The sequence below is a fragment of the Citricoccus sp. I39-566 genome (genome assembly GCF_031432995.1).
Classification (GTDB): domain Bacteria; phylum Actinomycetota; class Actinomycetes; order Actinomycetales; family Micrococcaceae; genus Citricoccus; species Citricoccus nitrophenolicus_A.
On sequence record NZ_CP133842.1, the window covers coordinates 2,352,574 to 2,377,868 of the forward strand.

The window sequence follows — 25,295 nt, forward strand, 5'->3', positions numbered from 1 at the left end:
TGCCACCGTCCGGCCCCCGCGATCCCTACCATGGAGGGATGAGTGACTACACGCACCACGGTGAATACAAGGCCTCCGGCGGCAAGCTCGTCATCGCGGACCTGGCCGTCGCCGGTCACACCGTGGCGGCCGCCAGCATCAACGGCGACTTCTTCCTCGAACCCGACGAGGCGCTGACGGACATCAACCGGTCCCTGGTGGGCCTGTCCGTGGACGCACCCCACGGGACCATCGCGGAGAACGTGCGGGCCGCCGTCGGGCCCGGGACCGTGATGTTCGGTTTCGACGCGGCCGCGGTGGCGACTGCCGTGCGGCGCGCGCTCGGCCACGCCACCACGTGGAGCGACCACGACTGGGAGATCCTCGTCCCGCAGCCCCTGCCGATCGCCACCCAGGTGGCCCTGGACCAGATCCTCACCGAGGACGTGGCGGCCGGCCGGCGCAGGCCCGCGCTACGCCTGTGGCAGTGGACCGAGCCGGCCGTCGTCATCGGCTCGTTCCAGTCGCTGGCCAACGAGGTCGATCCCGCCGGCGTCGAGCGGCACGGGATCACCGTGGTCCGGCGCATCTCCGGGGGCGGGGCCATGTTCATGGAGGCGGACAACTGTGTGACGTACTCGATGTACCTGCCGGTCTCCCTCGTGGACGGACTGAGCTTCGCCGAGTCCTACCCGTTCATCGACGCCTGGGCCATGGAGGCCCTGCAGCGCACCGGCGTGGAGGCCTTCTACCAGCCGCTGAACGACATCGCCACGCCCGAGGGCAAGATCGGCGGGGCGGCCCAGAAGAGGCTCGCCAGCGGGGGACTGCTCCACCACGTGACCATGAGCTATGACATCGACGCGGACAAGATGACCGACGTGCTCCGGATCGGCCAGGAGAAGATCCGGGACAAGGGCATCCGCTCGGCGAAGAAGCGGGTCGACCCGCTCCGCCGGCAGACCGGCATGAGCCGTCCGGAGATCTGGGAGACCATGATGGAGACATTCGCCGAGCGCTACGGCGCCTCCCGTGCCGAGCTCACGGGCGAGGAGATCGCCCGGGCCGAGGCGCTGGCCGAGTCCAAGTTCACGACGCCGGCCTGGACCGCCCGGGTGCCCTAGGTCCGGTCGGTCTCAACGCCGGTGGGCGGCCTGCGCCCGCAGGGAGCGCAACAGGTCGTCCGACTCCTCGAGGATGATCCGGCGCAGGGCCCGGGGCGCCTGCCGATGCCCGTCCAGCCAGTCCCGGGCCGCAGCCACCACCGGGTGGTTCCGCTGCTCGTCCGCCGTGCCCGGGATCGCGTCCTGCCGGGAGGGGAACAGCCCGTGGATCGTCCTCGAGGCCAGCCCGTTGGACCGACTCGACCACAGGGACTCCAGCTCCGGCCAGAGGCGCCCCTCGAAGGGCTCCGCGAGGTCCGGGCGTGAGGCGGTGAAGCCGGCGGCGGTGGCCGTGAGGTGGTCGTTGGACAGCGCCTGTCCGTCCGGGGTGCCGCCGTTCATGACCGCCTCCCAGGCCGCGCGACGGACCGCGGGATCGGGCCGGGCGGCGCAGGCCATGCGGTGCCAGACGGCGTGCGCGGCGGTCACGTCCTGGGCCAGCGCCGCGTCCAGGTCCTCCGGTGTGGCGCGGCCCAGCGCGGACAGCGCCTGCCAGGCCAGCCAGCGGATCTCGGCATCCACCTCGAGTCCGGGCGCCAGCCGCGCCCGGTCGCGCTCCGCGTCGGGCCCCGTCCCGGTCAGCACGCTCAGGATCGGTGAGAACGGCTGGAACGTCGCCTCGCCCTCCGGCGCCGGCCCGTCACCGGCGCCACGGGCCAACCGCGTGAGCGTCCGGGCCGCCGCACGCTGCCGGTCGCTGCCCGGACCACAGGTGTGCAGGGCCTCCACCAGCACCTCGCCCAGCCTCTTCCGCAGGGCGTCCCGCTCGGAGGCCGGGGCGTACCGATCCACCGCCGTCCTGGACTGCTCGAGCACGCTGCCGTAGAGCCCGGCGTCGCTCAACCCGCCGGAGAGGTGGCAGGCGGCCTCCACGAACTGCCCGGCCGGCAGCAGGCCGTCTCGCGTCATGTTCCACAGGGCAGCCCACACGGTGGCACTGGCCAGCGCGTCCGCCACGGGGTAACGGAGCACGGCCTGCAGGGACGACTCATCGAGCCGGATCTTCGCGTAGGTCAGGTCCTCGTCGTTCGCCAGGACGAGCTGGCCCGCGGGCACCGTCACCGGCAACGCCACGGGTGTCCGGGCACCCTGCCCTCCGGGCCTGACCTCCACGTCCAGGCTCCGTGAACGCGCCAGGCGGCCGACGTCGTCGGGGGAGAACACACCGATCTTCAGCACGTGCGGGCGCAGGACCTCCGATCCGGAGGCGGGGTCCGTCCCCGCCTGACGCAACTCGCCCTCCTCCACCCACAGCTCGGGCACGCCGGAGGTCCGCAGCCAGTCGTCGGACCATTCCTGCAGGTCACGGCCCGAGGCGGCCGAGAGGACCGCCAGAAAGTCATCCAGTGAGGCGTTGCCCCAGGCATGCCGGGCGAAGTATTCGCGGGAGGCCGCCATGAAGGCGTCCCGGCCCACGAAGGCCACCAGTTGCTTGAGCACCGCGGCGCCCTTGGCATAGGTGATGCCGTCGAAGTTCTGCCGGGCCGACTCGAGATCGGGGATGTCCGCCACGATCGGGTGGGTGGTGGGGTACTGGTCCTGGAGGTAGGCCCAGCCCTTGCGCCGATTGGCGAAGGTGGTCCAGGCCCCGGTGAACTCCGTGGCCTCGGCCACGGCCAGGGTGCCCATGAAGTCGGCGAAGGACTCCTTGAGCCACAGGTCGTCCCACCACCGCATGGTCACGAGGTCCCCGAACCACATGTGCGCCATCTCGTGCATGATCGTGGTGGCGCGGCCCTCGTACTGGGCCTGCGTGGCCGTCGAGGTGAAGACGTGATGCTCGGTGAAGGTGACCAGGCCCGGGTTCTCCATGGCCCCGAGGTTGTACTCGGGCACGAAGGCCTGGTCGTACTTCCCCCACAGGTAGGGGGTGCCGAACAGGTCGTGGAAGTAGTCGAGACCGGCCTTCGTGGTGGCGAAGACCCGCTCGGCGTCCATGGATCCGGCCATCGAGGCCCGGCAGTACAGGGCGAGGGGCACCTCGGGGGCCCCGGAGGCGGGGTGGCCGCCCCACCGGTCCTGCCAGTGGGCATACGGGCCCGCCAGGAGGGTGGTGATGTAGGTGGACATCGGCGGGGTGGGGGCGAAGTCCACGGCCACCAAGGCCCGGCCGGCGCCGTCCGTCCCGGCCGCCCGGCGTGCGGTCGGCGCCTGGTTGGAGGCCAGGACCCAGTCCGCCGGACCGGTCAGGTGGAACGTGAACCGCGCCTTCAGGTCGGGTTGCTCGAAGGTGGCGAAGACCCGTCGCGCGTCGGCCGGCTCGTACTGGGTATACAGGTAGGTCTGGCCGTCGGAGGGGTCCACGAACCGGTGCAGTCCCTCCCCGGAGGTGGAGTACCACGCGGTGCCGGTGACGGTGACCTCGTTCTCCGCGGCCAGGTCCGGCAGGAGGATCCGGGCCCGCCCAGCCACCAGGGCCGGGTCCAGGGCGCGACCGTTCAGGACCACCGACTCCACGCCGCCGTTGACGAAGTCGAGGAAGGTCCAGGACCCGGGTTCGCGGCACTGGAACGTGAGCGTCGTCGTGGAGCGGAAGCCGGTGGCCGCCGGATCCAGGGCCGAGGAGAGGTCCAGGCGCACGTCATAGTCCCCGGTGATGACGAGTGCGGAGCGGGCGAACGCCTCATCCCTGGTGAGGTTGGTGCGCTCCAGGAAGGTCAGCGGCGCGTCCGCCGGGGGAGCATCCATCGTGTTGTCGATCACCATGGAGATATTCAACCACTCTTTCAGGAAAAGAGTCGGCGCACTTCCCGGTCCGGTCCCCGGCGTGGTTGCCGGTCCTCACGGGGTCGGGGGCATCTCCACGTGCACGACCTTCACCTGCGTCATCTCGTCCAGCAGTTCGGGGCCGTAGCCGAAGCCGGCGCCGCTGGCCCGCCGAGGCTGGGCGGCACCGCCGGGAGCTCCGCCGAAGACGTTGTTGACCTTCACGGTGCCGGCTGGCAGTTCGGCGATGGCCCGTTGCGCGTGGGCGATGCGGCCGGTCAGCACGGTCGCCGCCAACCCATAGCGACCGCCGGCCGCCCAGCGCAGGCCCTCCTCGAAGCTGTCCACGATCCGCACCGGGGCGACCGGTCCGAAGGTCTCCTCGGTCATCACCGGCAGGTCCTCGGTGCAGCCGCTCAGCACCGTGGCGGGATAGTGGGAACCCGGACCCTCCGGGATGGTCCCGCCCGCCAGCGCGGTGGCTCCGTGCTCCAGGGCGTGGAGGACGTGGGCGTGCACGGCCTCGCGCATCCGGCGATCCACGAGCGGCGCGAGGGCTTGGTCGGCGTTGCGGCGGCGGGCCTCGGCGGCCAGCGCCTCCAGGAACGGCTCGGCGATGGCGCGGTGGACGTAGACGCGTTCCACGGACGTGCAGATCTGGCCGGCGTTGGTGAAGGCCCCGATCGCCGCCTGTTCGGCCGCCCACACCGGATCGACGTCGTCGTCGACCACGAGCGGGTCGTTGCCGCCGTTCTCACGGATGACATGCGCACCGGTGGACAGCGCGGCGTGGGCGATGGCCACGCCGGTGGCGGTCGATCCCACGTGCGCGAGGACATCGAGGCCTGCCTGCTCCGTCAGGATCTGCCCGGTCTCCGGACCGCCAGTCACGGTGACCAGCACGCCCTCCGGCAGGACTCCGGCGAGGATCTCGCCGAGGCGGGCACCGGTGTGCGGGCATCGCTCGCTGGGCTTGTGCACCACGGTGTTGCCGGTGACGAGCGCGGCGCCCAGCAGGCCTGCGGCGACGGCCACCGGGTCGTTCCAGGGCGTGATCGCGGCCACGACGCCGCGGGGCTCAACCACGGTGTAGTCGGAGGCCAGCGCGTGGCCCCGCAGGCTGTGCCCCCGGTGCACCGGCCCCAGTTCGGCGTACTGGTGGAGGGTCCCGACGCCGGCCATCACCCCGCCGAGTGCCTCCTGCGGGAGCTTGCCGGTCTCGCGGGTGTTGAGACCGGCCACTTCCTCGGCATGGTCGGCCAGCGCGTCTGCCGCCGCGCGCACCCACCGGCCCCTCTCCTCAGGGCTGGTCCGAGCCCAGTCCAGGGCCGCCGCCCTGGCCGTGGCGACGGCATCGCGGACCTCGTCCGCCCCCGCACAGGGTAGCGTCCCCACGGGCGTGCCGTCGTGGGGGCTCAGGACAGTCAGCTCGGCCGGGGGGATCGATGTGCTCGTCATGGTCCCGACCCTAACCGTCTGACGTTACGGTGGGGGAATCAGGCCGCCGTCCAGGCGGTCGTCCCCGTGAGAGGAGAAGTGCATGGTTTCTCAACCCTCCGGCCCCGGCCGGGTCCTGGTCACCGGTGGTGGCTCCGGCCTCGGTGCAGCCGTCGTGGAGGCGGTTCGCGCCAGCGGCGGTCAGCCGATCGTCCTGGATCGGGACATCAGCTCGCTCAGCGGCGTGACCGCCTATCAGGTGGACGTCGCGGACACCGCCGCCGTGACCGAGACCGTCGAGCGCGCGGCCGCGGAGGCTGGCGGTCTCGACGCCGTGGTCACGGCCGCGGGGATCGATCGCTGCGGTCGGCTGGAGGACGTCTCCGTCGATGACTGGGAGCTGGTGGTCCGGGTGAACCTCTTCGGCACCGTCTCCACCGTGCGGGCGGCCCTACCGGCGCTCAAGGCCTCGCGCGGGCGCGTCATCACGGTGGCCTCCACGCTGGCGCTGAAGGGCGCCTCGGACGCCACCGCCTACTGCGCCTCCAAGTTCGGTGTCCTCGGCTTCACGCAGGCACTGGCCGCGGAGCTCAAGGGCGAGGTCGGCGTCACCCAGCTCATCCCCGGCGGCATGAAGACCCGGTTCTTCGACGACCGGACCGAGCAGTACAAGCCGCAGGACGACTCCCAGCTCAACGATCCGTCCAACGTGGCCAACGCCGTGCTGTTCGCCCTGTCGCAGCCGGCCGGATGCGAGGTGCGAGAGTTGTTCATCGCCCACGCGGAGGAGCCCTCCTGGCCCTGAGACAACGACAAGTCACATGCCTTGTGCGCGAGAGTACAAGGCATGTGGCTTGTTGGCCGTTCAGTCCAGGGGTGGAACGAACTGGCCCTTGGAGGTCACGGTGAGCCCGGAGTCGGTCACCATGAATCCCCGGGCCTCATCCTCGGCCCGATCGAACCCGATCTGCACGCCCTCCGGCACCACGACGTTCTTGTCCAGGATCGCGTTGCGGACCTTGGCCCCCTTGCCCACCACCACGCCGTCCAGCAGCACGGACTGTTCCACCCACGCCTCGTTGTTCACCCGGACATCCGTGGAGAGGACGGACTGGGCCACGGTCCCGCCGGAGATCACCACGCCCTGGGACAGGATGGAGTCCACGGCGGTGCCGGGCCTCTTGGTGGCCGAGCGGACCAGTTTGGCCGGCGGTGACACGGACTGGCGCGTGAAGATGGGCCACTCGGGGTTGTAGAGGTTGAAGTCCGGCCACGGCTTCACCAGGTCCATGTGCGCGTCGTAGTAGGAGTCCAGGGTCCCGACGTCCCGCCAGTAGTGGGTGCCGCCGGTCTCCTCGGGCAACCGGTTGGTGGTGAAGTCGTAGACGCCGCAGTCGTTCTGCGCCACGAACCACGGGACGATGTCCCCGCCCATGTCGTGCTCCGTGTCCTGGGCCGCCGCATCCTCGTTGAGGGCATGCACGAGGGCGTCCGCGGTGAAGACGTAGTTGCCCATGGAGGCCAGGAACTGCGTGGGATCGTCGGCCAGCCCCTCGGTCGTGGCGGGCTTCTCCACGAAGCGCTCGATGCGTCCCGGCGCGGACTGCTGGGTCTCGATGACGCCGAAGGACGGTGCGAGCTCCACCGGCTGGCGCACGGCCGCCACCGTGGCCGAGAGCCCGGATTCGATGTGCTGGTCCACCATCTGCTGGAAGTCCATGCGGTAGACGTGGTCCGCGCCGATCACCACCACGATGTCCGGCCGGGCATCGTGGATGAGGTTCATCGACTGGTAGATGGCGTTGGCGCTGCCGAGGAACCAGTCCTTCCCGCGCCGTTGCTGGGCCGGCACGGAGGCCACGTAGTTCTGCAGCAGGGTGGACATCCGCCAGGTCTCGGAGATGTGGCGGTCCAGGGAGTGGGACTTGTACTGCGTCAGCACCACGATCCGCAGATATCCGGAGTTGACCAGGTTGGAGAGCGCGAAATCGATCAACCGGTAGCTCCCGGCGAAGGGGACCGCGGGCTTGGCCCGATCCGCCGTCAAGGGCATCAGCCGCTTACCTTCACCGCCGGCCAGCACTATCGCCAGCACCTTCTTCTGTGGCATCTGAGGCATCCCGTCCCGTCAGAGGAGCATCCGTTCCTTCACACTAACGGCACAGGAGTGTGCTGGACTACGTTGATACCGTGCGCATCGACATTGTGACCAAGGAATTCCCCCCGACCATCTACGGCGGCGCGGGCGTGCACGTCGCGGAGCTCTCCCGGGTGCTGGCCCGCCGCACCGATCTGCGCATCCATGCCTTCGGGGAGGACCGGGAGCCCGACTTCCACGGGGCAGCGGTGACCAGCTATGGGGTGCCGGGCGGCTTGGAGGACGCCAATGCCGCCGTTCAGACCCTCGGCACCGACCTCACCATCCTGGCGGACCTGGCCGGCACGGACCTCATCCACACCCACACGTGGTACGCCAATATGGCCGGTCACCTCGGCGGGCTGCTGCACGGCGTGCCGCACGTCCTCTCCGCCCACTCCCTGGAGCCCTTGCGGCCGTGGAAGGCCGAGCAGCTCGGCGGCGGGTACCGGCTGTCCACCTGGGCCGAGGCCACCACCTATGCCTCGGCGGCCGCCGTCATCGCGGTCTCGGCGGGCATGCGCCGGGACATCCTGGCCGCCTACCCTGACGTGGACCCGGAGAAGGTCCGAGTCGTGCACAACGGCATCGACACCGAGCTCTGGACCCCCCAGGACGACGTCGGCCCCCTCGCCCGGCATGGCATCGACCCGGACCGGCCGACCGTCGCCTTCGTGGGGCGGGTGACCCGCCAGAAGGGCGTGCCCTACCTCTTGCGCGCGGTCTCCCAGCTCGCTCCGGAGGTGCAGTTGGTGCTGTGCGCCGGCGCCGCGGACACCCCGGAACTGGCCGCCGAGGTCAACGCCCTGATCGAGGAGCTGCAGTCCACCCGGGACGGCGTGGTGGTGATCGAGGGCATGCTGCCGCGAGCCGAGATCATGCAGGTCCTCTCCCAGGCCACCGTGTTCGCCTGCCCGTCCATCTACGAGCCGCTGGGGATCGTCAACCTCGAGGCCATGGCCTGCGGCACCGCCGTGGTGGCCTCGGCCGTCGGGGGGATCCCCGAGGTGGTCCAGGAGGGCGCCACGGGTCGCCTGGTCGCCGTGGAGCAGGCCAGCGACGGCACCGGGACACCCGTGGACCCGGACCGCTTCGTCTCCGACTTCGCTGCGGCCCTGACGGCGGTCCTCGAGGACCCGGACCGGGCACGACGGATGGGCGAGGCCGGCCGGCAACGGGCGATCGACCACTTCTCCTGGGAGTCCATCGCCGATCAGACCCTGGACGTCTACGAGTCTGCCCGTCGGTGACGGCCACACGGGTGCTCCTGGTCGGCTGGTCCTCCGTCCTGCACGGGGAGGCCACCGCCGGGGACGTGCTGTCCATGCGGACGGTGGAGCGTGCGCTGTCCCGGTCCCACCTCCGCCACGACACCGCCTGGAGCCCCGTGATGCGCCCACCGGGCGGGCTCGCCCTGGACGATGCGGACCCCAGCCTCTACTCGCACCTCGTCTTCGCCTGTGGCCCGGCCATGGGGCCTCCGCTCGTGGAGCTCCACCGACGCTTCGCACACTGCACCAGGATCGCCATCGGCGTCAGCGTCATCGACCCCGCGGATCCGGCGGTCACCGGTTTCCACCGCGTCCTGGCCCGTGACGGGCCGGAGTCGGCTCCGCGGCCGGACCTGGCCACCGTGGCGCCGATGGCGTCCGGGACGTCCCTGCCGCCGGTGCTGGGGGTCTTCCTCACGGGCGGCCAGCAGGAGTACGGGGCCCGGCGGCGTCATGACCCGGTGAGGGGCACGCTCGAGACGTGGCTCTCCCGGGTCGATGCCGGACGGCTGGACCTGGACACCCGCCTCGATCCACGGGACTGGCGCCTACCGACGTCCCCGGAGCAGCTGCAGTCGGTGATCCAGCGACTGGACGCGGTGGTGACCATGCGCCTGCACGGCCTCGTCCTCGCGCTGCGGGCCGGGGTGCCGGCCATCGCCCTGGACCCGGTGGAGGGTGGCGGCAAGGTGACCGCGCAGGCCCAGGCGCTGGACTGGCCGGCGGTCCTGTCCGCCGGCGAGGCCACGGAGAGCGCCCTGGACCACCACCTGGAGTGGTGCCTGTCCGAGGGCAGGGCGCTGGCGCAACGCGCCTCTCGGGCCCAGTCCGCCCCCGCGGCAAACGGCCTCGTCGCGAGCGAATTGGGGACGTTGATCCAGTACCTCAACGAGAGTTGACCAGATCTTGACACGCCGTGTCCTCGGTCACAGTGCCGGTGTGTAAGACTGGCCGCGTGCGCTACTTGGGAATCAACGCAACGTTCCATGATCCGGCCGCCGCCCTGGTCGTCGACGGCGAGGTCGTGGCGGCCGCTGAGGAGGAGAGGTTCTCGCGCCGCAAGCACGGCAAGCGGCCCGTACCGTTCTCCGCATGGGAGCTGCCCGAACAGTCCATGCGCTGGGTGCTCGCCGAGGCCGGGATCACCGCCGAGGAGCTGGACGGGGTGGCCTACTCCTTCGACCCGGCGATCGCCGTGGAGATTCCCGACGACCCCTATGACTACCTCCGTCTGGACTACGTGCGCCGGGCCCCGGGGTTCATCGCGGAGGCCCTGCCCGGCCTCGACCCGGTCAAGGTCTCGTATGTCCAGCACCATGTGGCCCACGCCGCCTCCTCCGGGCTCGCCGGGCCCTACCGCAGCGGTGCCGTGCTCGTCTCCGACGGGCGGGGGGAAGGCCACTCCCACCTGGCCGGGGAGTACGTGGACGGCGAGCTCTCCATCCTGGCCCGGCAGGAACTACCGGACTCCCTGGGCCTGGTCTACGAGTCCCTCACCGACCACCTCGGGTTCCTCCGCTCGTCCGACGAGTTCAAGGTCATGGCGCTGGCGTCCTACGGGTCTCCGCGTTTCCTGGATGAGCTCCGCGAGGACGTCCACGCCACCGGGGACGGCGGCTTCACCGCCCGCGCCCCGGACTGGGAGCGCTTCGCCCCCCGGCGCATCGACGACGGCACCTGGGGCGGCGCGCACGCCGACCTCGCCGCCTCCGTCCAGTGTGTGGTCGAGGAGACCCTGGTGGAGCTGGCCCGCTGGCTACGCGAGAGGACCGGCCAGCGCGTGCTCACCATGGCGGGCGGCACCGCCCTGAACTGCGTGGCCAACTCACGGATCTGGCGCGAGGCCGGCTTCGAGGACGTCTGGGTCCAGCCGGCGTCGGGAGACTCCGGCACGGCACTGGGAGCTGCCCTGACCCTGGCCCAGCAGGCCGGCGACCTCGCCTGCCCGAAGCCGACGGCGGCCCTGGGGCGCCGCTGGGACGACGACGAGCTGGCCCAGTGGCTCACCACCGCGCAGGTGCCCTTCACCACGCCCGGTTCCCGCGAGGCGCTGGCCACGGAGGTGGCCGGCATCCTGGAGCAGAACGGCGTCATCGCCTGGTTCGACGGCCGCAGCGAGTTCGGGCCCCGCGCCCTCGGGTTCCGGTCACTGCTGGCGAATCCGATGCACGCCGAGAACCTGGAGCGGCTCAACGACGTCAAGGGCCGGGAACAGTTCCGGCCGGTGGCGCCGATGGTGCTCGAGGACCGCGCCGCCGAGATCTTCAGCGGCGGCCCCCTCCCCAGTCCCTACATGCTCTTCACCCACGAGGTCGCGCCGGAATGGCGTGACCGCATCCCCACCGTCACGCACGTGGACGGCTCGGCCCGCATCCAGACGGTCTCCGACCGGGACAACCCCGGCATCGCCGCCCTGTTGCGCGCCTTCGACGAGCGCACGGGCGTCCCGGTGGTCGTCAACACCAGCCTCAACACGGCCGGGCGCCCCATGGTCGACGACCCCCGCGACGCCCTCGAACTGTTCGGATCGGCACCCGTGGCCGCGCTGGTCCTGGGCCCGCACCTGGTCCGCCGGGCGGGATTCTTCGCATGAGCATCCTCCCCGCCCAGACCCGGTACGCCCTCGTCATCCCCTCACTCGGACGCCCCTCCCTGGACCGGCTCCTGGAGACGGTGGCTGCCCTGGAGACCGACGCGTCCCACCCCGGACCGGTGGAGATCGTCGTGGTGGACGACCGACGCGAACCCGCGGCGGCCGGTACCCGGCTGGTTCCCTTGGCGCCCACAGTGGACGGTGAGCCCGTGCGCGTGGTGCGCGGCTACGGACGCGGCCCGGCGGCGGCGCGCAACCGCGGCTGGCGTGCCGTCGGCGATGCCGTGGAGTGGATCGCCTTCCTGGACGACGACGTCGAGCTGCCCGCCACCTGGGCCCGCGACCTGGCCACGGACCTGGCCGCCTGCCCCAAGGAGGTGGCCGCGAGCCAAGGGCGGATCACGGTGCCGTTGCCGGTGGACCGTGCACCCACCGACTGGGAGCGCAACACCGCCTCACTGCAGGACGCCGAGTGGGCGACCGCCGACATGGCCTATCGCCGCCGGGTGCTCGAGGAGGTCGGGGGACTGGACGAGCGATTCCCCCGGGCCTACCGCGAGGACGCCGACCTGGCCCTGCGGGTCCGTCTCGCCGGTTACCGGCTGGTGCACGGACAACGCCACATCCTCCACCCCGTCCGTCCGGCGGACGACTGGGTCAGCCAGCGCGTGCAGGCCGGCAACGCCGACAACGCGCTGATGCGCCGGCTGCACGGACCGCGCTGGCGAGAGCTCGCCGAGGCGCCCCCCGGGGCCTTCGGCTGGCACGTGGCCACGACGACGGCCGCCGCAGTCGCGCTGATCGGTGCCGTCGGCCGGGTGGCCGGCTCCCGCCGGGCCGGCGGGCTGGCCGGAGCCGGCGCCCTGGCCTGGACCACCCTCTACGGGCGTTTCCTCGGCAGGAGACTGGCTCCCGGACCGAGCTCGGGAGACCCGGACTTCGGGGCGGAACTGCGTCGGATGGCCTTGACCAGTGCGACCATCCCCCCGAGCGCGCTCTGGCATCGCTGCTGCGGCTGGATGCAGCACCGGTCCACCGGTCCCTGGCCGGTGCGCCCCCGGGCCGTGCTCTTCGACCGGGACGGCACCCTCGTCCACGACGTTCCCTACAACGGCGATCCGGCCCGGGTCGATCCCGTCGACGGTGCCCGGAGCCTCCTGGATCGCGTCCGCGCGGCAGGGCTGGGAACCGCCGTGGTCACCAACCAGTCCGGGGTGGCCCGCGGACTGGTCTCCCGGGACCAGGTGGATGCCGTCAACGAGCGGATCGACCGGTTGCTCGGCCCCTTCGACTCCTGGCAGGTCTGTCCGCACGGACCGGCCGAGAACTGCGCCTGCCGCAAGCCGCGGCCGGGCATGGTGCTCGCCGCTGCGCAGGCCCTCGGGGTGCGTCCGGAGGACTGCGTGCTCATCGGCGACATCGGGGCGGACATCGAGGCCGCCCAGGCCGCCGGCGCCCGCTCGGTCCTGGTGCCCACCCACGTGACCCGGCCCGAGGAGATCGCCGATGCCCCGGTCACCGCGCCGGACCTGGCCGCCGCCGTGGACCTCGTGCTCGACTGGGCGTCCGGGCAGCAATCCTCCTCCAGCGCCCCGGCCCGGATCCCGGCCCCGGGCGGTGAGCAGCCCAGTACATGACGCGCATCCTCGCGGTACGACTCGATTCCGACGGCGACGTCCTGCTGACCGGACCGGCGATCCGGGCCCTGTCCGAGATCGGCACGGTGGATCTGCTGGCCTCCCCCTCCGGAGCCGCCGCGGCACGGCTGCTGCCGGGTGTCCACACGGTCCTGGAGTTCGACGCCCCGTGGTCCGGCTTCCGCCCGCCGGCGCTCGACACGGAGGCCACGCTGGACCTGGTCGGACGCTTGCGCGCCATGGGGTACGACCGGGCCGCGATCTTCACCTCATTCCACCAGAGCCCCCTGCCGATGGCCCTGCTGGCGCGGATGGCCGGCATCGGACACATAGTCGGCACCAGCGTGGACTACCCCGGCTCGCTGTTGGACGAGCGGTTGAAGCGGCCGGACCCGCCGGGCGGCGGCCACGAGGTCGAGGCCGCCCTGGACATCGCCGTGGCCGCCGGTGCCCCCCGGCCGGAGCAACCCCGCCTGCGGGTGCGCCACCCGTTGCCGCCCCTCACGGAGGCGGTGCCGGCGTCCCTGCGCTCCGGCGGCTACGTGGTCCTGCACCCGGGCGCGTCCGTGCCGGCCCGTGGGCTGCAGGCCGCCCACGCCGGGACCCTCGCGGCGGCCCTGGCCGCTGCCGGACACGCCGTCGTCGTCACCGGGGGGCCAGCCGAACGCGAGCTGGCGGCCGAGACGGTGGCCCTGGCCCGCCGCCACTGCCCGGACGCCACCGTGCTGGACCTGGCCGGGGGCACGGACCTGGCCGGCCTGGCCGCCGTCCTCGAGGCCGCCGCCTGCACGGTGGTCGGCAACACCGGCCCGGCCCACCTCTCGGCCGCCGTCGGCACACCGGTCGTCTCCCTGTTCTCACCGGTGGTCCCGCCCGAGCGCTGGCGGCCCTACGGGGTCCCCGTCCGTCTGCTCGGTGACCAGCACGCCCCCTGCCGGGACAGCCGGGCCCGTGACTGCCCCGTCCCCGGACACCCCTGTCTGAGCGGAGTCACCGGCGCCGACGTGGTCGCCGCCGTGGCCGGGCTCACCCAACCCACCGAAGCACCGGTCCGCGCCGCCCACGAGGCCGGCACCGGACCCCTGAAAACCTCCGGAGGAGAGCGATGAGAATCCTGATCTGGCACGTGCACGGCTCCTGGATGACCGCGTTCGTCCAGGGCCAGCACGACTACCTGCTGCCGGTGGACGACGACCGGGGACCGGACGGCCGCGGCCGGGCCCAGACCTGGGACTGGCCCGCCTCGGCACGGGAGCTGACCGCCGCGCAGCTGGCCGGTGAACGACCGGACCTCGTGGTGCTGCAACGGCCACACGAGGCGGAACTGCTGGAGCGCTGGACGGGCCTGCGGGCCGGGACCGACGTCCCGGCCGTCTACCTGGAGCACAACGCCCCGACCGGGAGCGCGATGGCCTCCGGCCACCCCTATGCCGATCAGGACACCGTCCCGGTCGTGCACGTCACCCACTTCAACCGCATCATGTGGGACACCGGCACGGCCCGCACCGAGGTGATCGAGCACGGCGTCCTCGATCCCGGCCACCTCTACACCGGCGAGCGGGCGTCCCTGGCCGTGGTGGTGAACGAGCCCGTGCGCCGCACCCGCGTGGCGGGGACCGACCTGGTGCTCCAGCTGTCCCGCGACCTGCCGGTGGAGGTCTACGGCATGGGCATGGACCACCTGGCCGCACTCGCGCCCTGGCTCGAGGGCAGCCTGCACGAGAACTACCGGCAGTCCGAGCTGCACCGGGCCCTGGGCGCACATCGCGTGTACTTCCACCCGTACCGGTGGACCAGCCTGGGGCTGGCCCTGCTCGAGGCCATGACCCTGGGCCTGCCCGTGCTCGCGCTGTCCGCCACCGAGGCGCCGCGGGCCGTGCCGCCCTCCGCCGGACTGCTCAGCAACGATCTCGGCGAGCTGGCGCACCGTGGCCGGCAGTGGCTGCAGGACCCCGTGCTCGCGGCCCAGGCCGGGGCCGCGGCGCGCGCCCACGCGGTGGACCGGTACGGTCTGGAGAGGTTCCTGGCCGACTGGGACGCGCTGATCGGGCGGGTGGTCGCATGAGCACCGAGCCCCTGGACACCGGGCGCCTGGATATAGCGCTGGTCTCCGAGCACGCCTCACCCCTGGCCGCCCTCGGCGGCGTGGACGCCGGCGGCCAGAACGTCTTCGTGGCCTCCCTGGCCACCCGGCTGGGCTGCCGCGGCCACCGGGTCCGGGTCTACACCCGCCTCGACGACGCGTCCCTGCCCGAGCAGGTGGAGGCCGCGCCGGGCGTGACCGTCGTGCACGTCCCCGCCGGTCCGGCCGAACAGCTCCCCAAGGACGAGCTCGCGCCGTACATGGACGGGTTCGCCCGCTGGATGTCCGCCCAGTGGCGCCGGGACGGCGTCCCCGACCTCGTGCACGCTCACTTCTGGATGTCCGGGATGGCCGCGACCACGGCCGCGGAGGCCGCCCGCATCCCGGCCCTCCAGACGTTCCATGCCCTGGGGTCCGTCAAGCGCCGGCACCAGGGACTCGCGGACACCAGCCCGGCCTGCCGCCTGGGAACCGAGGCACGCCTCGTGGAGCAGAGCCAGCTGGTCCTGGCCACCTGCCGCGACGAGGTGGACGAGTTGATGGGCCTGGGTGCCGACCCGGAACACGTCCGCATCGTGCCCTGCGGCGTGGATGCCATGGCCTTCACCCCGCCCGAGGAGGTCGGCCCGCGGCGCACCGCCGACGACCCGGTGCATCTCGTGGCGCTGGGCCGGATGGTCGAGCGCAAGGGTGTGGACGTCGTCGTGCGCGCCCTCGCCCAGGTTCCCCAGGCTCACCTGACCGTGGCCGGCGGACCGGACCGCGCCGTGCTCGGCCGGGACCCCGAGGCCCGGCGACTGCTGGCGCTGGCCGAGGAGTACGGGGTCGGTGACCGGCTCACCCTGACCGGCCGGGTCGGCCGCGACGAGGCCGCCAGACTGCTGGCCTCGGCCGACATCGTCACCTGCACCCCGTGGTACGAGCCCTTCGGCATCGTGCCGCTCGAGGCCATGGCCTGTGGCCGTCCCGTGGTCGGCTCGGCCGTCGGAGGCCTGCTGGACAGTGTCGACGACGGGACCACCGGGCTGCTCGTCCCGCCCCGGGATGTGGACGCCACGGCCACGGCCATCCGCCGCCTCACCGAGGACCCGGCGCTGGCCGCCTGCATGGGCCGGGCCGGACGGGAACGGGTGCAGCGGCTGTTCAGCTGGGAGCGGGTGGCCGAGCTCACCGAGACGGCCTACCGGCACGCCCTGTCCGGGTACGGACAGACCCACCCGAGCCGGCCCGAGGCCACCCGCCGGCTGCTGGCCGAGCACCGGGGCGAGCTGGATCGGACGCTGGCCGAGCTCGAGGGCGACGCCGACGTGCTGGACCGGTGGGGACGCCGTCTCTCCGAGGTGCTGGCCGGTGGGGGACGCGTGCTGGCCGCCGGCAACGGCGGCAGTGCGGCCGAGGCCCAGCACTTCACCGCCGAGCTGGTCGGGCGTTTCCAGGGCGAGCGGCGCCCCCTGGCGGCCGTGTGCCTCTCGGCGGAGACCTCGTCCCTCACGGCGATCGTCAACGACTACGGGGCCGACGAGGTGTTCGCCCGCCAGGTCCGGGCCCACGGGCGGGCGGGCGACGTGCTGGTGCTGCTCTCGACCAGCGGGACCAGCCCCAACGTGCTGGAGGCGGCGCGCCGCGCCCGGCGGATCGGGATGCGCGTCTGGGCGCTGACCGGTCCGGGACCCAACCCGCTGGCCGAGCTGGCCGACGAGGCCGTGTGCGTGCCGGGGCCATCGACCTCGGTCGTCCAGGAGGCTCACCTGGTCCTGCTGCACGCACTGTGTGCTGTGATGGACGAAGGATTCAACCGGTGCCAACCCGACCCGGAGACCGTTCCGGGCGTCGAGAGGAAGGACACGCCATGAGTGCGCGGATCGTCGTGGTGGGGGATGTCTTGCTGGACCGTGACATCACGGGCAGCTCCGAGCGGCTGAGCCCGGACGCCCCGGTCCCCGTGGTGGACGTCCGGCACGTCCACGCCAGTCCGGGTGGTGCGGGCCTGGCCGCGCTGCTGTGCGCCGGACGGGCCGGCGGTCTGCCCGGGGAGCCGCCCACCGTGGTCCTGGTGGCGCCGCTGGCCGAGGACGACGCCGCGGCCGAGCTGCGCGCGCAACTGACCGGCATCGACGTCCACGCCCTCGGCCACGAGGGCGGGACCCGGACGAAGACGCGCGTCCGCAGCGCGGGGCAGACCCTCGTGCGCATCGACGCCGGCGGGCCGGGCACGCCGTTGGAGGTGGACGCCGGTGGTCTCGCCGCCGTGCTGGGCGACGCCGACGTCATCCTGGTCTCCGACTACGGCGGCGGCATCACCCGGGACGAGTCCGTGCGACGCGCCCTCACCGAGACGGCGGCCCGCGTGCCGGTCGTGTGGGATCCGCATCCGCGCGGCGGCTCCCCGGTGCCCGGATGCGCCGTGGTCACTCCCAACCTGGCGGAGGCCCGTGCGGCGTGGGGACGGCTGGACACGGCACGGGCCGAGGTCCCGGACGAGAGCCTGGCCGAGGCCCTGCGCGTGGGCTGGGACACCCGTTCCGTGGCGGTGACGGCCGGGGCCTGCGGGGCGTTCCTGGCCACGTCCGGAACCGCCGAGCTGCTGCCGACCGTGCCGGTGGACTCCTCCGATCCCTGTGGTGCCGGCGACCGCTTCGCCGCCGCCGTCGCCGTCCAGCTGGCCGCCGGCGGATCGGTGCACCGCTCGGTCGAGGCCGCCGTCGCGGCCGCCGCCCGCTGGGTGGAGGCCGGCGGTGCCGCCGCCTTCCGGGACGGACGGATCGGCCCGGACGGACCGGCCGCCACCCGACGCCCCGCGTCACGTCCGCTCGCGCAGGACCCGCAGGAGGCGGCCATCCACGCGGTGGCCGCCACCCGGGCCCGCGGCGGCACCGTGGTCGCCACCGGGGGGTGCTTCGACGTGCTGCATCCGGGCCACCTCGAGACGCTGCGCCGGGCGCGCGACCTGGGCGACGTGCTGGTGGTCCTGCTCAACTCGGATGACTCGGTCAGCCGCCTCAAGGGCCCGGACCGGCCGGTGGTGGCGCAGCAGGACCGGGCCGCCCTGCTCATGGGGCTGCGCGATGTCGACGGCGTGCTCGTCTTCGACGAGGACGACCCCCGCGCCGCCCTGGACCGGCTGCGCCCGGACATCTGGGTCAAGGGCGGAGACTACACCCCGGACCTGCTGCCCGAGGCACCCCTGGTCCGGAGCTGGGGCGGACGCGTGGAGGTGCTGCCCTACCTTCCCGGCCACTCCACCACCGGCATCGTGCAGCGCATCACCGCGGGGAACGTGGATGCCCGCTGACGCCCCGGACGAGGCCACCGCGGTCACCCTGCGCCCGGACGACATCCTCGTGCTCCGTGCCCTGGGCCTGGGCGACGCGCTGACCGGCGTCGCCGCCCTCCGCGGGATACGACGGCGGTATCCGGACCGCAGACTCGTGCTGGCGGGTCCCGCCGCCACCGGCCGGTTGCTCCGGGGTCTGGGCGTCGTGGACGAGGTGCTCCCGCTCCCCGGCCTCGTACCGTTGCCCGAGTTCCCACCGGGAACGGTGGCCGTGAACCTGCACGGCCGGGGGCCCACCAGCCACCGGCTGCTGCAACAGGCGCGGCCCGAGCGGCAGATCGCCTTCGCCGCCCTGGAAGCGGGTCACGACGGGCCCCACTGGCGCGCGGCAGAGCACGAGGTGGACCGCTGGTGCCGCCTCGTGCGGCACGCGGGCGCGGACTGCACGCGGGAGGACCTGCGGCTGCGGCCCCGGGCCGCTGCCGATGGCCAGCGCCGGGATCGGTCCGGACCCGGACCGGTCCTGGTCCACCCGGGGGCGGCGTCGGCCTCCCGGCACTGGCCGGTGGAGCGCTGGCGCCGGGTGGCCGCCGCACTGGCCGCCGGCGGACACCGGGTCCTGGTCACCGGATCTGCCGCCGAGGCCGGGCTGGGCGAGGCCGTGGCCGGAGGAGTGGCCGGCGTCGAGGACCACACGGGTGTCCACGACGTGGAGGAGCTCTCCGCCCTGGTGCGTGACGCCGGGCTCGTCCTGTCCGGGGACACCGGGGTCGCCCACCTGGCCACCGGCTGGGCCGTGCCCTCCGTGGTGCTGTTCGGCCCGGTGCCCCCGGCGCGGTGGGGACCGGCCATCGACGCAGACCTGCACACCGTCCTCTGGCACGGCGATCCGGACGCCGGGACGTGGGGCGACCCCCACGGCGACACCCTCGACCCGCTGCTGGAGAAGATCACCGTCGACGAGGTGCTGGAGGCGGCGCGCACCCAGCTGCACACCGTCCCCACCCCCACCCCCGCCCCCGAAAGGATCCACCGTGAACCCTGAGAGCCACGAGCACCACGAGAACCACGAGGACCCCGTCGGAACTGGATCCCGCCGCCCGATCCGCCGGGCCGTCGTCACCGGAGGCGCGGGCTTCCTCGGCAGCCACCTGTGCACCGAGTTGCGGCGGCGCGAGGTCGAGGTGGTCTGCCTGGACAATTTCCTCACCGGCAGCGCCGTCAACATCGAGCACCTGGTCGGCGATCCCGGCTTCCGCCTGGTCCAGTGCGACGTCACGGACTACATCCACGTGCCCGGAGAGGTGGACCTGGTGCTGCACTTCGCCTCTCCGGCCTCCCCGATCGACTACCTGAAGCTGCCCATCCACACCCTCAAGGTCGGCTCCATCGGCACCCTGCACGCCCTGGGCCTGGCCAAGGACAAGGGCGCCCGCTTCATCCTCGCCTCCACCTCGGAGGTCTACGGTGACCCCCAGGTGCATCCTCAGCCCGAGGACTACTGGGGGCACGTCAACCCGGTGGGACCGCGGGGCGTGTACGACGAGGCCAAGCGCTTCGCCGAGGCCATGACCGTGGCCTACCGGGGACAGCACGCGGTGGACACGGGCATCGTCCGGATCTTCAACACCTTCGGCCCGCGGATGCGTCCCTACGACGGCCGGGCGATTCCCACGTTCATCCGGCAGGCGCTGGCGGGCGAGGCGTTGACCGTCACGGGTGACGGCGCCCAGACGCGCTCGGTCTGCTTCGTCTCGGATCTCGTGCGCGGGATCCTGGCCCTGGCGTGGAGCGACCATTCCGGTCCGATGAACATCGGCAACCCCCACGAGCTCTCCGTGCTGCAGATCGCCCGGGACGTCGTGGCCGCCACCGGATCCGGTGCGTCGATCGAGTTCATCGACCGCCCGGTCGACGATCCGCTGGTCCGCCGTCCGGACACGGACCTGGCCTCCCGCGAGTTGGGCTGGGCGCCGGAGGTGCCCTGGGCCGAAGGCCTCGCGCGGACCGTGGAGTGGTTCCGCACGGCCGTGGACGAGGACGACCTGCGGACGGCCACCCGCAGCGGCTGACCGCGGACTGGGTGCCGCCGTCGCCCCACACCCGGGACGACGGCGGCCGGTTCAGCTGACGTACTGCCGCGCCTTGCTGCGGCGCTGGGAATCCTCCAGCGCGAGGAAGCGCCGTTCCACGCCCGGGGGCAGGACCCGACGCTCGCGCAGCACCCAGCCGGCACCGCCCAGGGCGTCGGTGATACCGGCCACGGTGGTGCGGTCCCGCGGCGCCGTGCTGAGCACGTCCCGGGTGCGGCGAAGGGCGGCCGGGACCGGGCGACGCAGCCAGATGAACCAGAGCGTGTTGCGCAGGCCGTGGCGCCGGCGCAGGTGCGGGTCGCGGATGGTGGACGCCTGGTGGTGCACCAGCATCTCCGGCAGGTGGCACAGCTCCCAGCCCGCCGTGGCGAGGTCCGCCGCCATCAGCTCCTCCTCGCCGCCGAGCCAGAGCCGTGGACTGAACCCGCCGACCTCGCGGAACGCGGCCGTGCGCATCACGGACGCCCCGGCCAGGAAGCTGCCGAGCGCCGGGCCCGGGAGCCACTGCGGTCCGTCCACGGGCGAATGCAGCAGCTCCTCGTTGATGGGATCGTCCCGGCCGCCGGGCTCCACGAGGATTCGGCCGGTGACGACGCCCAGGAGGGGGTGGTCGCTCAGCGCCGCCACGGCCAGATCCAGGGCTCCGGGCTCCCACCACGTGTCGTCGTCGCAGAACGCCACGAATTCGGTGGTGACCTGTTCCATGGCCAGGTTGCGTCCCACGGCCCCCAGGTTGTCCGGGCTGGCGACCAGCACGATCTGCGGATCGCCCGTGTACCGCTCCCGGATGGCCGTGGCCGTGCCGTCCGTGGACCCGTTGTCCACCACGACGACGCGGGGCCGCTCCGGCAGGGAGGCCAGCCGCTCCAGCGACTGCAGTGCCTCCGTCCGGCGGTTGTAGGTGATCATCACCACGGACAGCCGAGCGTGGAGGGCCCCCGGACCGCCGGGCGGCGGCGCCGGGGTGGCGGTGACCGTCGCTCGGGGTCGCAGCCGGGCCAGGTCAGCCTCGACGGAGGCGGGAACCGGCCGGCGCCGGCGCACCGCGGCCGGGATCCGCGGCAGGGCGGAGGCCAGTGCGTGCCGGCCCCGGGACCCGGCGGTCGCCGCCGAGCGGAGCTCGTGTCCCACGGCCGCCCAGGGCCGGCGCATCACCGTGGTCAGCAGCCGGCTGCGGAGCAGTTCCCGCTGGCGGGTCTCGTTCGGTTCCCGCAGGCTGGAGGGATGGTGGTGGACCCACAGCTCGGGGGCGTAGGCGAGCTCCCAGCCGGAGGCGGCCAGGTCCAGGGCCACCCGCTCCTCCTCGCCGGGGAAGCGGACCACGGGGTCGAAGCCGCCCACCTGAAGGAACGCCGAGCGGCGCACCATGGCGGCACACGCCACGAAGCCCAGGAGCCGGGGGCCCGATCCGGCCGACGCCGGTCCCAGGGGGGAGTCGGCGAGCACGGCGTTGATGGGGTCCGGCACCTCGTCCGGCCCCACCGCGATGGACGCGGCCAGCAGCCCTAGGCGCGGATGCCCCGCGAAGAGCTCCTCGCCGCGCCGCAGGGCACCGGGCGACCACCAGGAGTCGTCATCGGCGAAGGCCACGAACTCCGTGTCCGCCAGTCGGGCGCCGACGGTCCGGGCCTGGGCCCCGCGGTTCCGCGGCAGCCGCACCACGCGCACCCGCGGGAACGCGGCCTCGATGGCCTCCGGCGAACCGTCCGTGGAGGCGTTGTCCACCACGATCACCGGCGCCTCATGGTGTCCGAGGTAGGCCAGGAGCTCCTCCCGGCGGTTGCGGGTGGCCACCACCACGGTGGTGCGCTCCGGAGGGCGGGGTGGGGCCATCGGTCCGGTCACGGTCGTCTCCCTCGGCTTGCCCTGCACAGTCCCTCGAGCCTAGGGGAACACCGCGGTCCCGGCCATCGTCGAGCCGGCCGGGACTACCGGCCGGCCTTGCCGCCCCTGGCGCGGGCGGTCTTGGCCGCGTTCTTCTCGCGCTGGTGCAGCACCTTCTCATGGATCGGGGCGTCGGCGGAGGCCCGCAGCTTGCGGTAGTACTCGGCGGCCTCGTCCTGCCGTTCGGCCTCGGCGCCCGTGGTGATGTCCATGCGCAGGTGCTCCTGCTCATAGCCGAAGGCATCCACCAGGTCCTGCGCGTGGGGACGCAGCCGGGCTGCCAGGCGGTTGATGTAGCCACGCAGGGTCCGCGCACGCTGCGTGGAGATCCGGCCGGACTGGATGAACCATCCCAGGTCGTCCTCGATGACACGCAGGGCGAAGAGGTTGCGCAGCCAGGTCATGACCTGCTGGGTGTGGTCATCCTCGATCGAGTCGAGGGCACGGGTGAAGGCCTCCCACTCGAGCAGCTCTCCATGGTTCCGGGCCGCGTCGATCAGGTCGGCCTGGTTCTGGTTGAACGTGGCCGCCTGCTCGGCCTGGGGCTTCTTCGCCACCGGCATGAGGGCCTGGGCCACCGCGCCCGTCTTGGTCCGGACGCGGTCCTCGAGCAGGGCACGCTGGACCTCGGGGTCCTTGAACCAGCTGGCGCTCTTGCGTTCCGAGCCGGCGTCCTGGACGGCCTGCGCCACCCGGCGCAGTCCCGAGCGGTTGACCATGGCCTCCGTGGCCTGGCCCCGCACGTACCGGGAGAGGGCGCCGATGGACAGGTTGGTCAGGTCCTTGGAGTAGTCCGAGAGCAGGCGCTTGCCCACGAGCTGCAGCAGCACGTTGTTGTCGCCCTCGAAGGTGACGTAGATGTCCAGGTCCTGGCGCAGTGAGGCGAAACGGTTCTTCGCCATGTACCCGGCGCCGCCGCACGCCTCACGGGCCTCCTGCAGGGTGTCGAGGGCATTCCACGTGGTCAGCGGCTTGATCGCCGCGGCCAGGGTCTCGAGCTCCTGACGGTCCTCGTCGGTGTCCGACTCCCCGGAGAAGATCGAGTGGAACTTCTCCAGCAGTTCGTTCGCGGCGAAGGTGTCGGCGTAGGTGCGGGCCAGCCGGTCGATGAGGCGGCGCTGGTGCAGCTGGTAGTCCATCAGCACCTCCTCCCGCACGTCCGAGGTGGCGTTGAACTGGCGGCGCTGGTTGCCGTAGGTGATGGCACCGGTCAGTGCCAGGGCCGAGGCGGCCGCACCGGACATGGACAGCGAGACCCGGCCCTGGACGAGCGTGCCGATCATGGTGAAGAACCGGCGGCCGGGGGAGGCGATGTCCGAGGTGTAGCCGCCGTTCTCGTCCACGTGACCATAGCGGTCCAGCAGGTTGGTCCGGGGCACGCGCACGTGGTCGAAGTGCAGGCGCCCGTTGTCGATGCCGTTGAGGCCGCCCTTGTAGCCGTCGTCCTCTCCGCCCACGCCGGGCAGGAAGTCGCCGGCCTCGTCACGGAGGGGGACGTAGAAGCAGTGCACGCCGTGGTTGACGCCGTTCGTGATCAGCTGGGCGAAGACCGTGGCTGCCTTGCCGTGGAGTGCGGCGTTGCCGAGGTATTCCTTCCACGCGGCCTTGAAGGGCGTGTGGATCTCGAACTCGTCGGTCTCGGGCAGGTACGTGGCGGTGGTCCCGATGGAGGCGACGTCCGAACCGTGGCCGATCTCCGTCATGGCGAAGGCGCCGGGGACGTCCAGACTCATCACGTCCGGGAGGAGACGCTCATGGTGGGACTGGGTCCCCAGGTGCAGGATGGCGGAGCCGAACAGCCCCCACTGCACGCCGGCCTTGATCTGCAGGGAGGGATCCGCCGAGACCAGCTCCGTGAACAGGGCGATGTTCCCGCCGTGGTTGTCCGCACCGCCCAGGGACGTCGGGAAGGCCTTCTGGACCGCGCCGGCGTCCACCAGGATCCTCAACTGCTGCAGCACCCGTTCCCGGTGCTCCTCCATGGTGATGTTGTCCAGCTTGTGCAGGTCCGGGTTCTTGGCGTTCTCGCGGCCCTCACGGCGTTCGGCGGACCAGCGGCCCAGCAGCAGCTCCTGGACGGCGCGCAGGTCCAGCCCACCCGGTTCGGCGGGGGAGATGGCGCTGAAGGCGGCCTGCGCCTCGGCCGTGTCCACGGACGTGGGAGTCGGGGGAACCGTTCCACCCGGAAGGGGGGTGACGCTGGAATCGGAGGTGGTGGTCATGACTGCTCCTGTTCGGGGATGGAGGGGGCGGTGTGCTGCTCAGACGGTCCGGGTGCTGTGGGTGCGGCGGCATAGGTGCCGTCCAGCCCGACGGTGAGCCAGGCGGTGACCTTCCGTGCCAGCCGACGGGCATCCGGCCGGGGGGTCCCGGGCGGCGTCCCCAGCCAGGTCTCCCCGGCCGAGCGGACCATGCCGATGGCGGCGCGGGGCCAGTACCACGTGGCGGACGCGGTGCCCGGCGAGCGGCCCTGCTGCCGGAGATAGTCGCGGAAGTGCACGTCCATGACGGCGGCGATGCGCTCGAAGAAGTCGGCCATCGCGGCCGGCTGCGCACCGGCGGGTGCGCCGGTCGTGGCGTCCGGCGGCAGCCGCGTGGAGAAGGCATAGACATGGGGCGAGGATTCCGCGAGCCTGAGATAGACGGACACCATGGCGAACAGGCCGTCGAGGGCGCTGTCGGAGGCCTCGGCCGCCGTCAGGAGCTCCCGTTCCATGTACTGGATGGCGCGTTCACCCACGGCCACCTGGAGTCCGTTCTTGTCCCCGAAGTACCGGTAGAAGACGCTCTTGGAGGTGCCGGCATGCGCGGCGATCTCGTCCATGGAGGCCTGCGGGCCCAGGTCGTGCACGGCATGGCGGGCCGCCCGGATCAGGTCCACGCGGCGCTGCTGACGGTGCTCGTCCCAGCGGGTGGCGCGGCCGTCCGGAAGGCCCGGCGCGCCGCCGGTGGCATTCAGTGCGGTATTCACGATACTCAGCGTATCAGGTACTCTGGGTAGCAGTAAGCCTCCTCACCTCAGCGTTTCCGTCAGGAAG

General features: G+C 72.5%; 18 protein-coding genes. 12 read left to right on the plus strand and 6 right to left on the minus strand.

The window, feature by feature from the left end; genetic code table 11:
• Positions 1-38 precede the first annotated feature (38 nt).
• Positions 39-1,103 carry a biotin/lipoate A/B protein ligase family protein gene (locus RE421_RS10805; protein WP_309809589.1) on the plus strand — a complete coding sequence of 355 codons (1,065 nt, stop codon included), beginning with the start codon at positions 39-41 and terminating at the stop codon, positions 1,101-1,103.
• Between the two features lie 12 nt (positions 1,104-1,115).
• Here the strand turns inward: RE421_RS10805 and pepN are convergent, their stop codons facing one another.
• Complete coding sequence (gene pepN, locus RE421_RS10810) at positions 1,116-3,848, minus strand: aminopeptidase N (RefSeq protein WP_309809591.1); 2,733 nt, start codon at positions 3,846-3,848, stop codon at positions 1,116-1,118.
• A 75-nt stretch (positions 3,849-3,923) separates the two neighbouring features.
• The gene (locus tag RE421_RS10815; protein WP_309809593.1) at positions 3,924-5,306 is read right to left on the minus strand and encodes an aldehyde dehydrogenase family protein; all 1,383 of its coding nucleotides are present in this window, start codon (positions 5,304-5,306) and stop codon (positions 3,924-3,926) included.
• Between the two features lie 82 nt (positions 5,307-5,388).
• Here RE421_RS10815 and RE421_RS10820 point away from each other — a divergent pair, with 82 nt between their 5' ends.
• Entirely contained in the window at positions 5,389-6,090 is a 702-nt protein-coding gene (locus tag RE421_RS10820) for an SDR family oxidoreductase (RefSeq protein WP_309809594.1), read from the plus strand.
• 60 nt (positions 6,091-6,150) lie between these two features.
• Here RE421_RS10820 and glgC read toward each other — a convergent pair whose 3' ends face one another.
• Positions 6,151-7,395: a glucose-1-phosphate adenylyltransferase gene (gene glgC, locus RE421_RS10825; RefSeq protein ID WP_309809596.1), complete on the minus strand. Its 1,245-nt coding sequence runs from the start codon at positions 7,393-7,395 to the stop codon at positions 6,151-6,153.
• Between the two features lie 80 nt (positions 7,396-7,475).
• Here glgC and glgA point away from each other — a divergent pair, with 80 nt between their 5' ends.
• The 10 genes from glgA to RE421_RS10875 are packed head-to-tail and all read left to right on the plus strand — an operon-like array spanning position 7,476 to position 20,352.
• The gene (gene glgA, locus RE421_RS10830; protein WP_309809598.1) at positions 7,476-8,672 is read left to right on the plus strand and encodes a glycogen synthase; all 1,197 of its coding nucleotides are present in this window, start codon (positions 7,476-7,478) and stop codon (positions 8,670-8,672) included.
• Positions 8,669-9,592, plus strand: coding sequence for a polysaccharide pyruvyl transferase family protein (locus RE421_RS10835; protein ID WP_309809600.1), 924 nt, complete (start codon positions 8,669-8,671; stop codon positions 9,590-9,592). The genes glgA and RE421_RS10835 overlap by 4 nt, the downstream gene beginning before the upstream one ends.
• Before the next feature lie 56 nt (positions 9,593-9,648).
• A complete protein-coding gene (locus RE421_RS10840) occupies positions 9,649-11,286 on the plus strand; it encodes a carbamoyltransferase C-terminal domain-containing protein (protein WP_309809602.1) in 1,638 nt (545 codons plus the stop codon).
• Positions 11,283-12,923, plus strand: a complete 1,641-nt coding sequence (locus RE421_RS10845; protein WP_309809604.1) for an HAD-IIIA family hydrolase — start codon at positions 11,283-11,285, stop codon at positions 12,921-12,923. The genes RE421_RS10840 and RE421_RS10845 overlap by 4 nt, the downstream gene beginning before the upstream one ends.
• Positions 12,920-14,032: a glycosyltransferase family 9 protein gene (locus tag RE421_RS10850; RefSeq protein ID WP_309809607.1), complete on the plus strand. Its 1,113-nt coding sequence runs from the start codon at positions 12,920-12,922 to the stop codon at positions 14,030-14,032. Before RE421_RS10845 ends, RE421_RS10850 begins: the two co-directional genes overlap by 4 nt.
• On the plus strand, positions 14,029-14,988 hold the full coding sequence (locus tag RE421_RS10855) for a glycosyltransferase (RefSeq protein WP_309809609.1): 960 nt from the start codon (positions 14,029-14,031) through the stop codon (positions 14,986-14,988). The genes RE421_RS10850 and RE421_RS10855 overlap by 4 nt, the downstream gene beginning before the upstream one ends.
• Positions 14,985-16,859: a glycosyltransferase gene (locus tag RE421_RS10860; protein WP_309809611.1), complete on the plus strand. Its 1,875-nt coding sequence runs from the start codon at positions 14,985-14,987 to the stop codon at positions 16,857-16,859. The genes RE421_RS10855 and RE421_RS10860 overlap by 4 nt, the downstream gene beginning before the upstream one ends.
• Entirely contained in the window at positions 16,856-18,298 is a 1,443-nt protein-coding gene (locus RE421_RS10865) for a PfkB family carbohydrate kinase (RefSeq protein WP_309809613.1), read from the plus strand. Before RE421_RS10860 ends, RE421_RS10865 begins: the two co-directional genes overlap by 4 nt.
• Positions 18,288-19,325, plus strand: a complete 1,038-nt coding sequence (locus tag RE421_RS10870; protein ID WP_309809615.1) for a glycosyltransferase family 9 protein — start codon at positions 18,288-18,290, stop codon at positions 19,323-19,325. The genes RE421_RS10865 and RE421_RS10870 overlap by 11 nt, the downstream gene beginning before the upstream one ends.
• Before the next feature lie 58 nt (positions 19,326-19,383).
• Entirely contained in the window at positions 19,384-20,352 is a 969-nt protein-coding gene (locus RE421_RS10875; protein ID WP_309817313.1) for an NAD-dependent epimerase/dehydratase family protein, read from the plus strand.
• 51 nt (positions 20,353-20,403) lie between these two features.
• Here RE421_RS10875 and RE421_RS10880 read toward each other — a convergent pair whose 3' ends face one another.
• The 3 genes from RE421_RS10880 to RE421_RS10890 all read right to left on the minus strand — a co-directional run bounded on the left by RE421_RS10880 (position 20,404) and on the right by RE421_RS10890 (position 25,228).
• The gene (locus RE421_RS10880) at positions 20,404-22,218 is read right to left on the minus strand and encodes a glycosyltransferase (RefSeq protein WP_309809617.1); all 1,815 of its coding nucleotides are present in this window, start codon (positions 22,216-22,218) and stop codon (positions 20,404-20,406) included.
• Positions 22,219-22,301: 83 nt separating this feature from the next.
• On the minus strand, positions 22,302-24,479 hold the full coding sequence (locus RE421_RS10885) for an acyl-CoA dehydrogenase (RefSeq protein WP_309809619.1): 2,178 nt from the start codon (positions 24,477-24,479) through the stop codon (positions 22,302-22,304).
• Entirely contained in the window at positions 24,476-25,228 is a 753-nt protein-coding gene (locus tag RE421_RS10890; RefSeq protein WP_309809621.1) for a TetR/AcrR family transcriptional regulator, read from the minus strand. The genes RE421_RS10885 and RE421_RS10890 overlap by 4 nt, the downstream gene beginning before the upstream one ends.
• Between the last annotated feature and the right edge of the window lie 67 nt (positions 25,229-25,295).

Coding starts and splice junctions, on each gene's coding strand:
- RE421_RS10805 (WP_309809589.1), top strand. CDS start 39: ATGAGTGACTACACGCACCACGGTGAATACAAGGCCTCCGGCGGCAAG.
- pepN (WP_309809591.1), bottom strand. CDS start 3,848: ATGGTGATCGACAACACGATGGATGCTCCCCCGGCGGACGCGCCGCTG.
- RE421_RS10815 (WP_309809593.1), bottom strand. CDS start 5,306: ATGACGAGCACATCGATCCCCCCGGCCGAGCTGACTGTCCTGAGCCCC.
- RE421_RS10820 (WP_309809594.1), top strand. CDS start 5,389: ATGGTTTCTCAACCCTCCGGCCCCGGCCGGGTCCTGGTCACCGGTGGT.
- glgC (WP_309809596.1), bottom strand. CDS start 7,395: ATGCCACAGAAGAAGGTGCTGGCGATAGTGCTGGCCGGCGGTGAAGGT.
- RE421_RS10845 (WP_309809604.1), top strand. CDS start 11,283: ATGAGCATCCTCCCCGCCCAGACCCGGTACGCCCTCGTCATCCCCTCA.
- RE421_RS10850 (WP_309809607.1), top strand. CDS start 12,920: ATGACGCGCATCCTCGCGGTACGACTCGATTCCGACGGCGACGTCCTG.
- RE421_RS10855 (WP_309809609.1), top strand. CDS start 14,029: ATGAGAATCCTGATCTGGCACGTGCACGGCTCCTGGATGACCGCGTTC.
- RE421_RS10860 (WP_309809611.1), top strand. CDS start 14,985: ATGAGCACCGAGCCCCTGGACACCGGGCGCCTGGATATAGCGCTGGTC.
- RE421_RS10865 (WP_309809613.1), top strand. CDS start 16,856: ATGAGTGCGCGGATCGTCGTGGTGGGGGATGTCTTGCTGGACCGTGAC.
- RE421_RS10870 (WP_309809615.1), top strand. CDS start 18,288: ATGCCCGCTGACGCCCCGGACGAGGCCACCGCGGTCACCCTGCGCCCG.
- RE421_RS10885 (WP_309809619.1), bottom strand. CDS start 24,479: ATGACCACCACCTCCGATTCCAGCGTCACCCCCCTTCCGGGTGGAACG.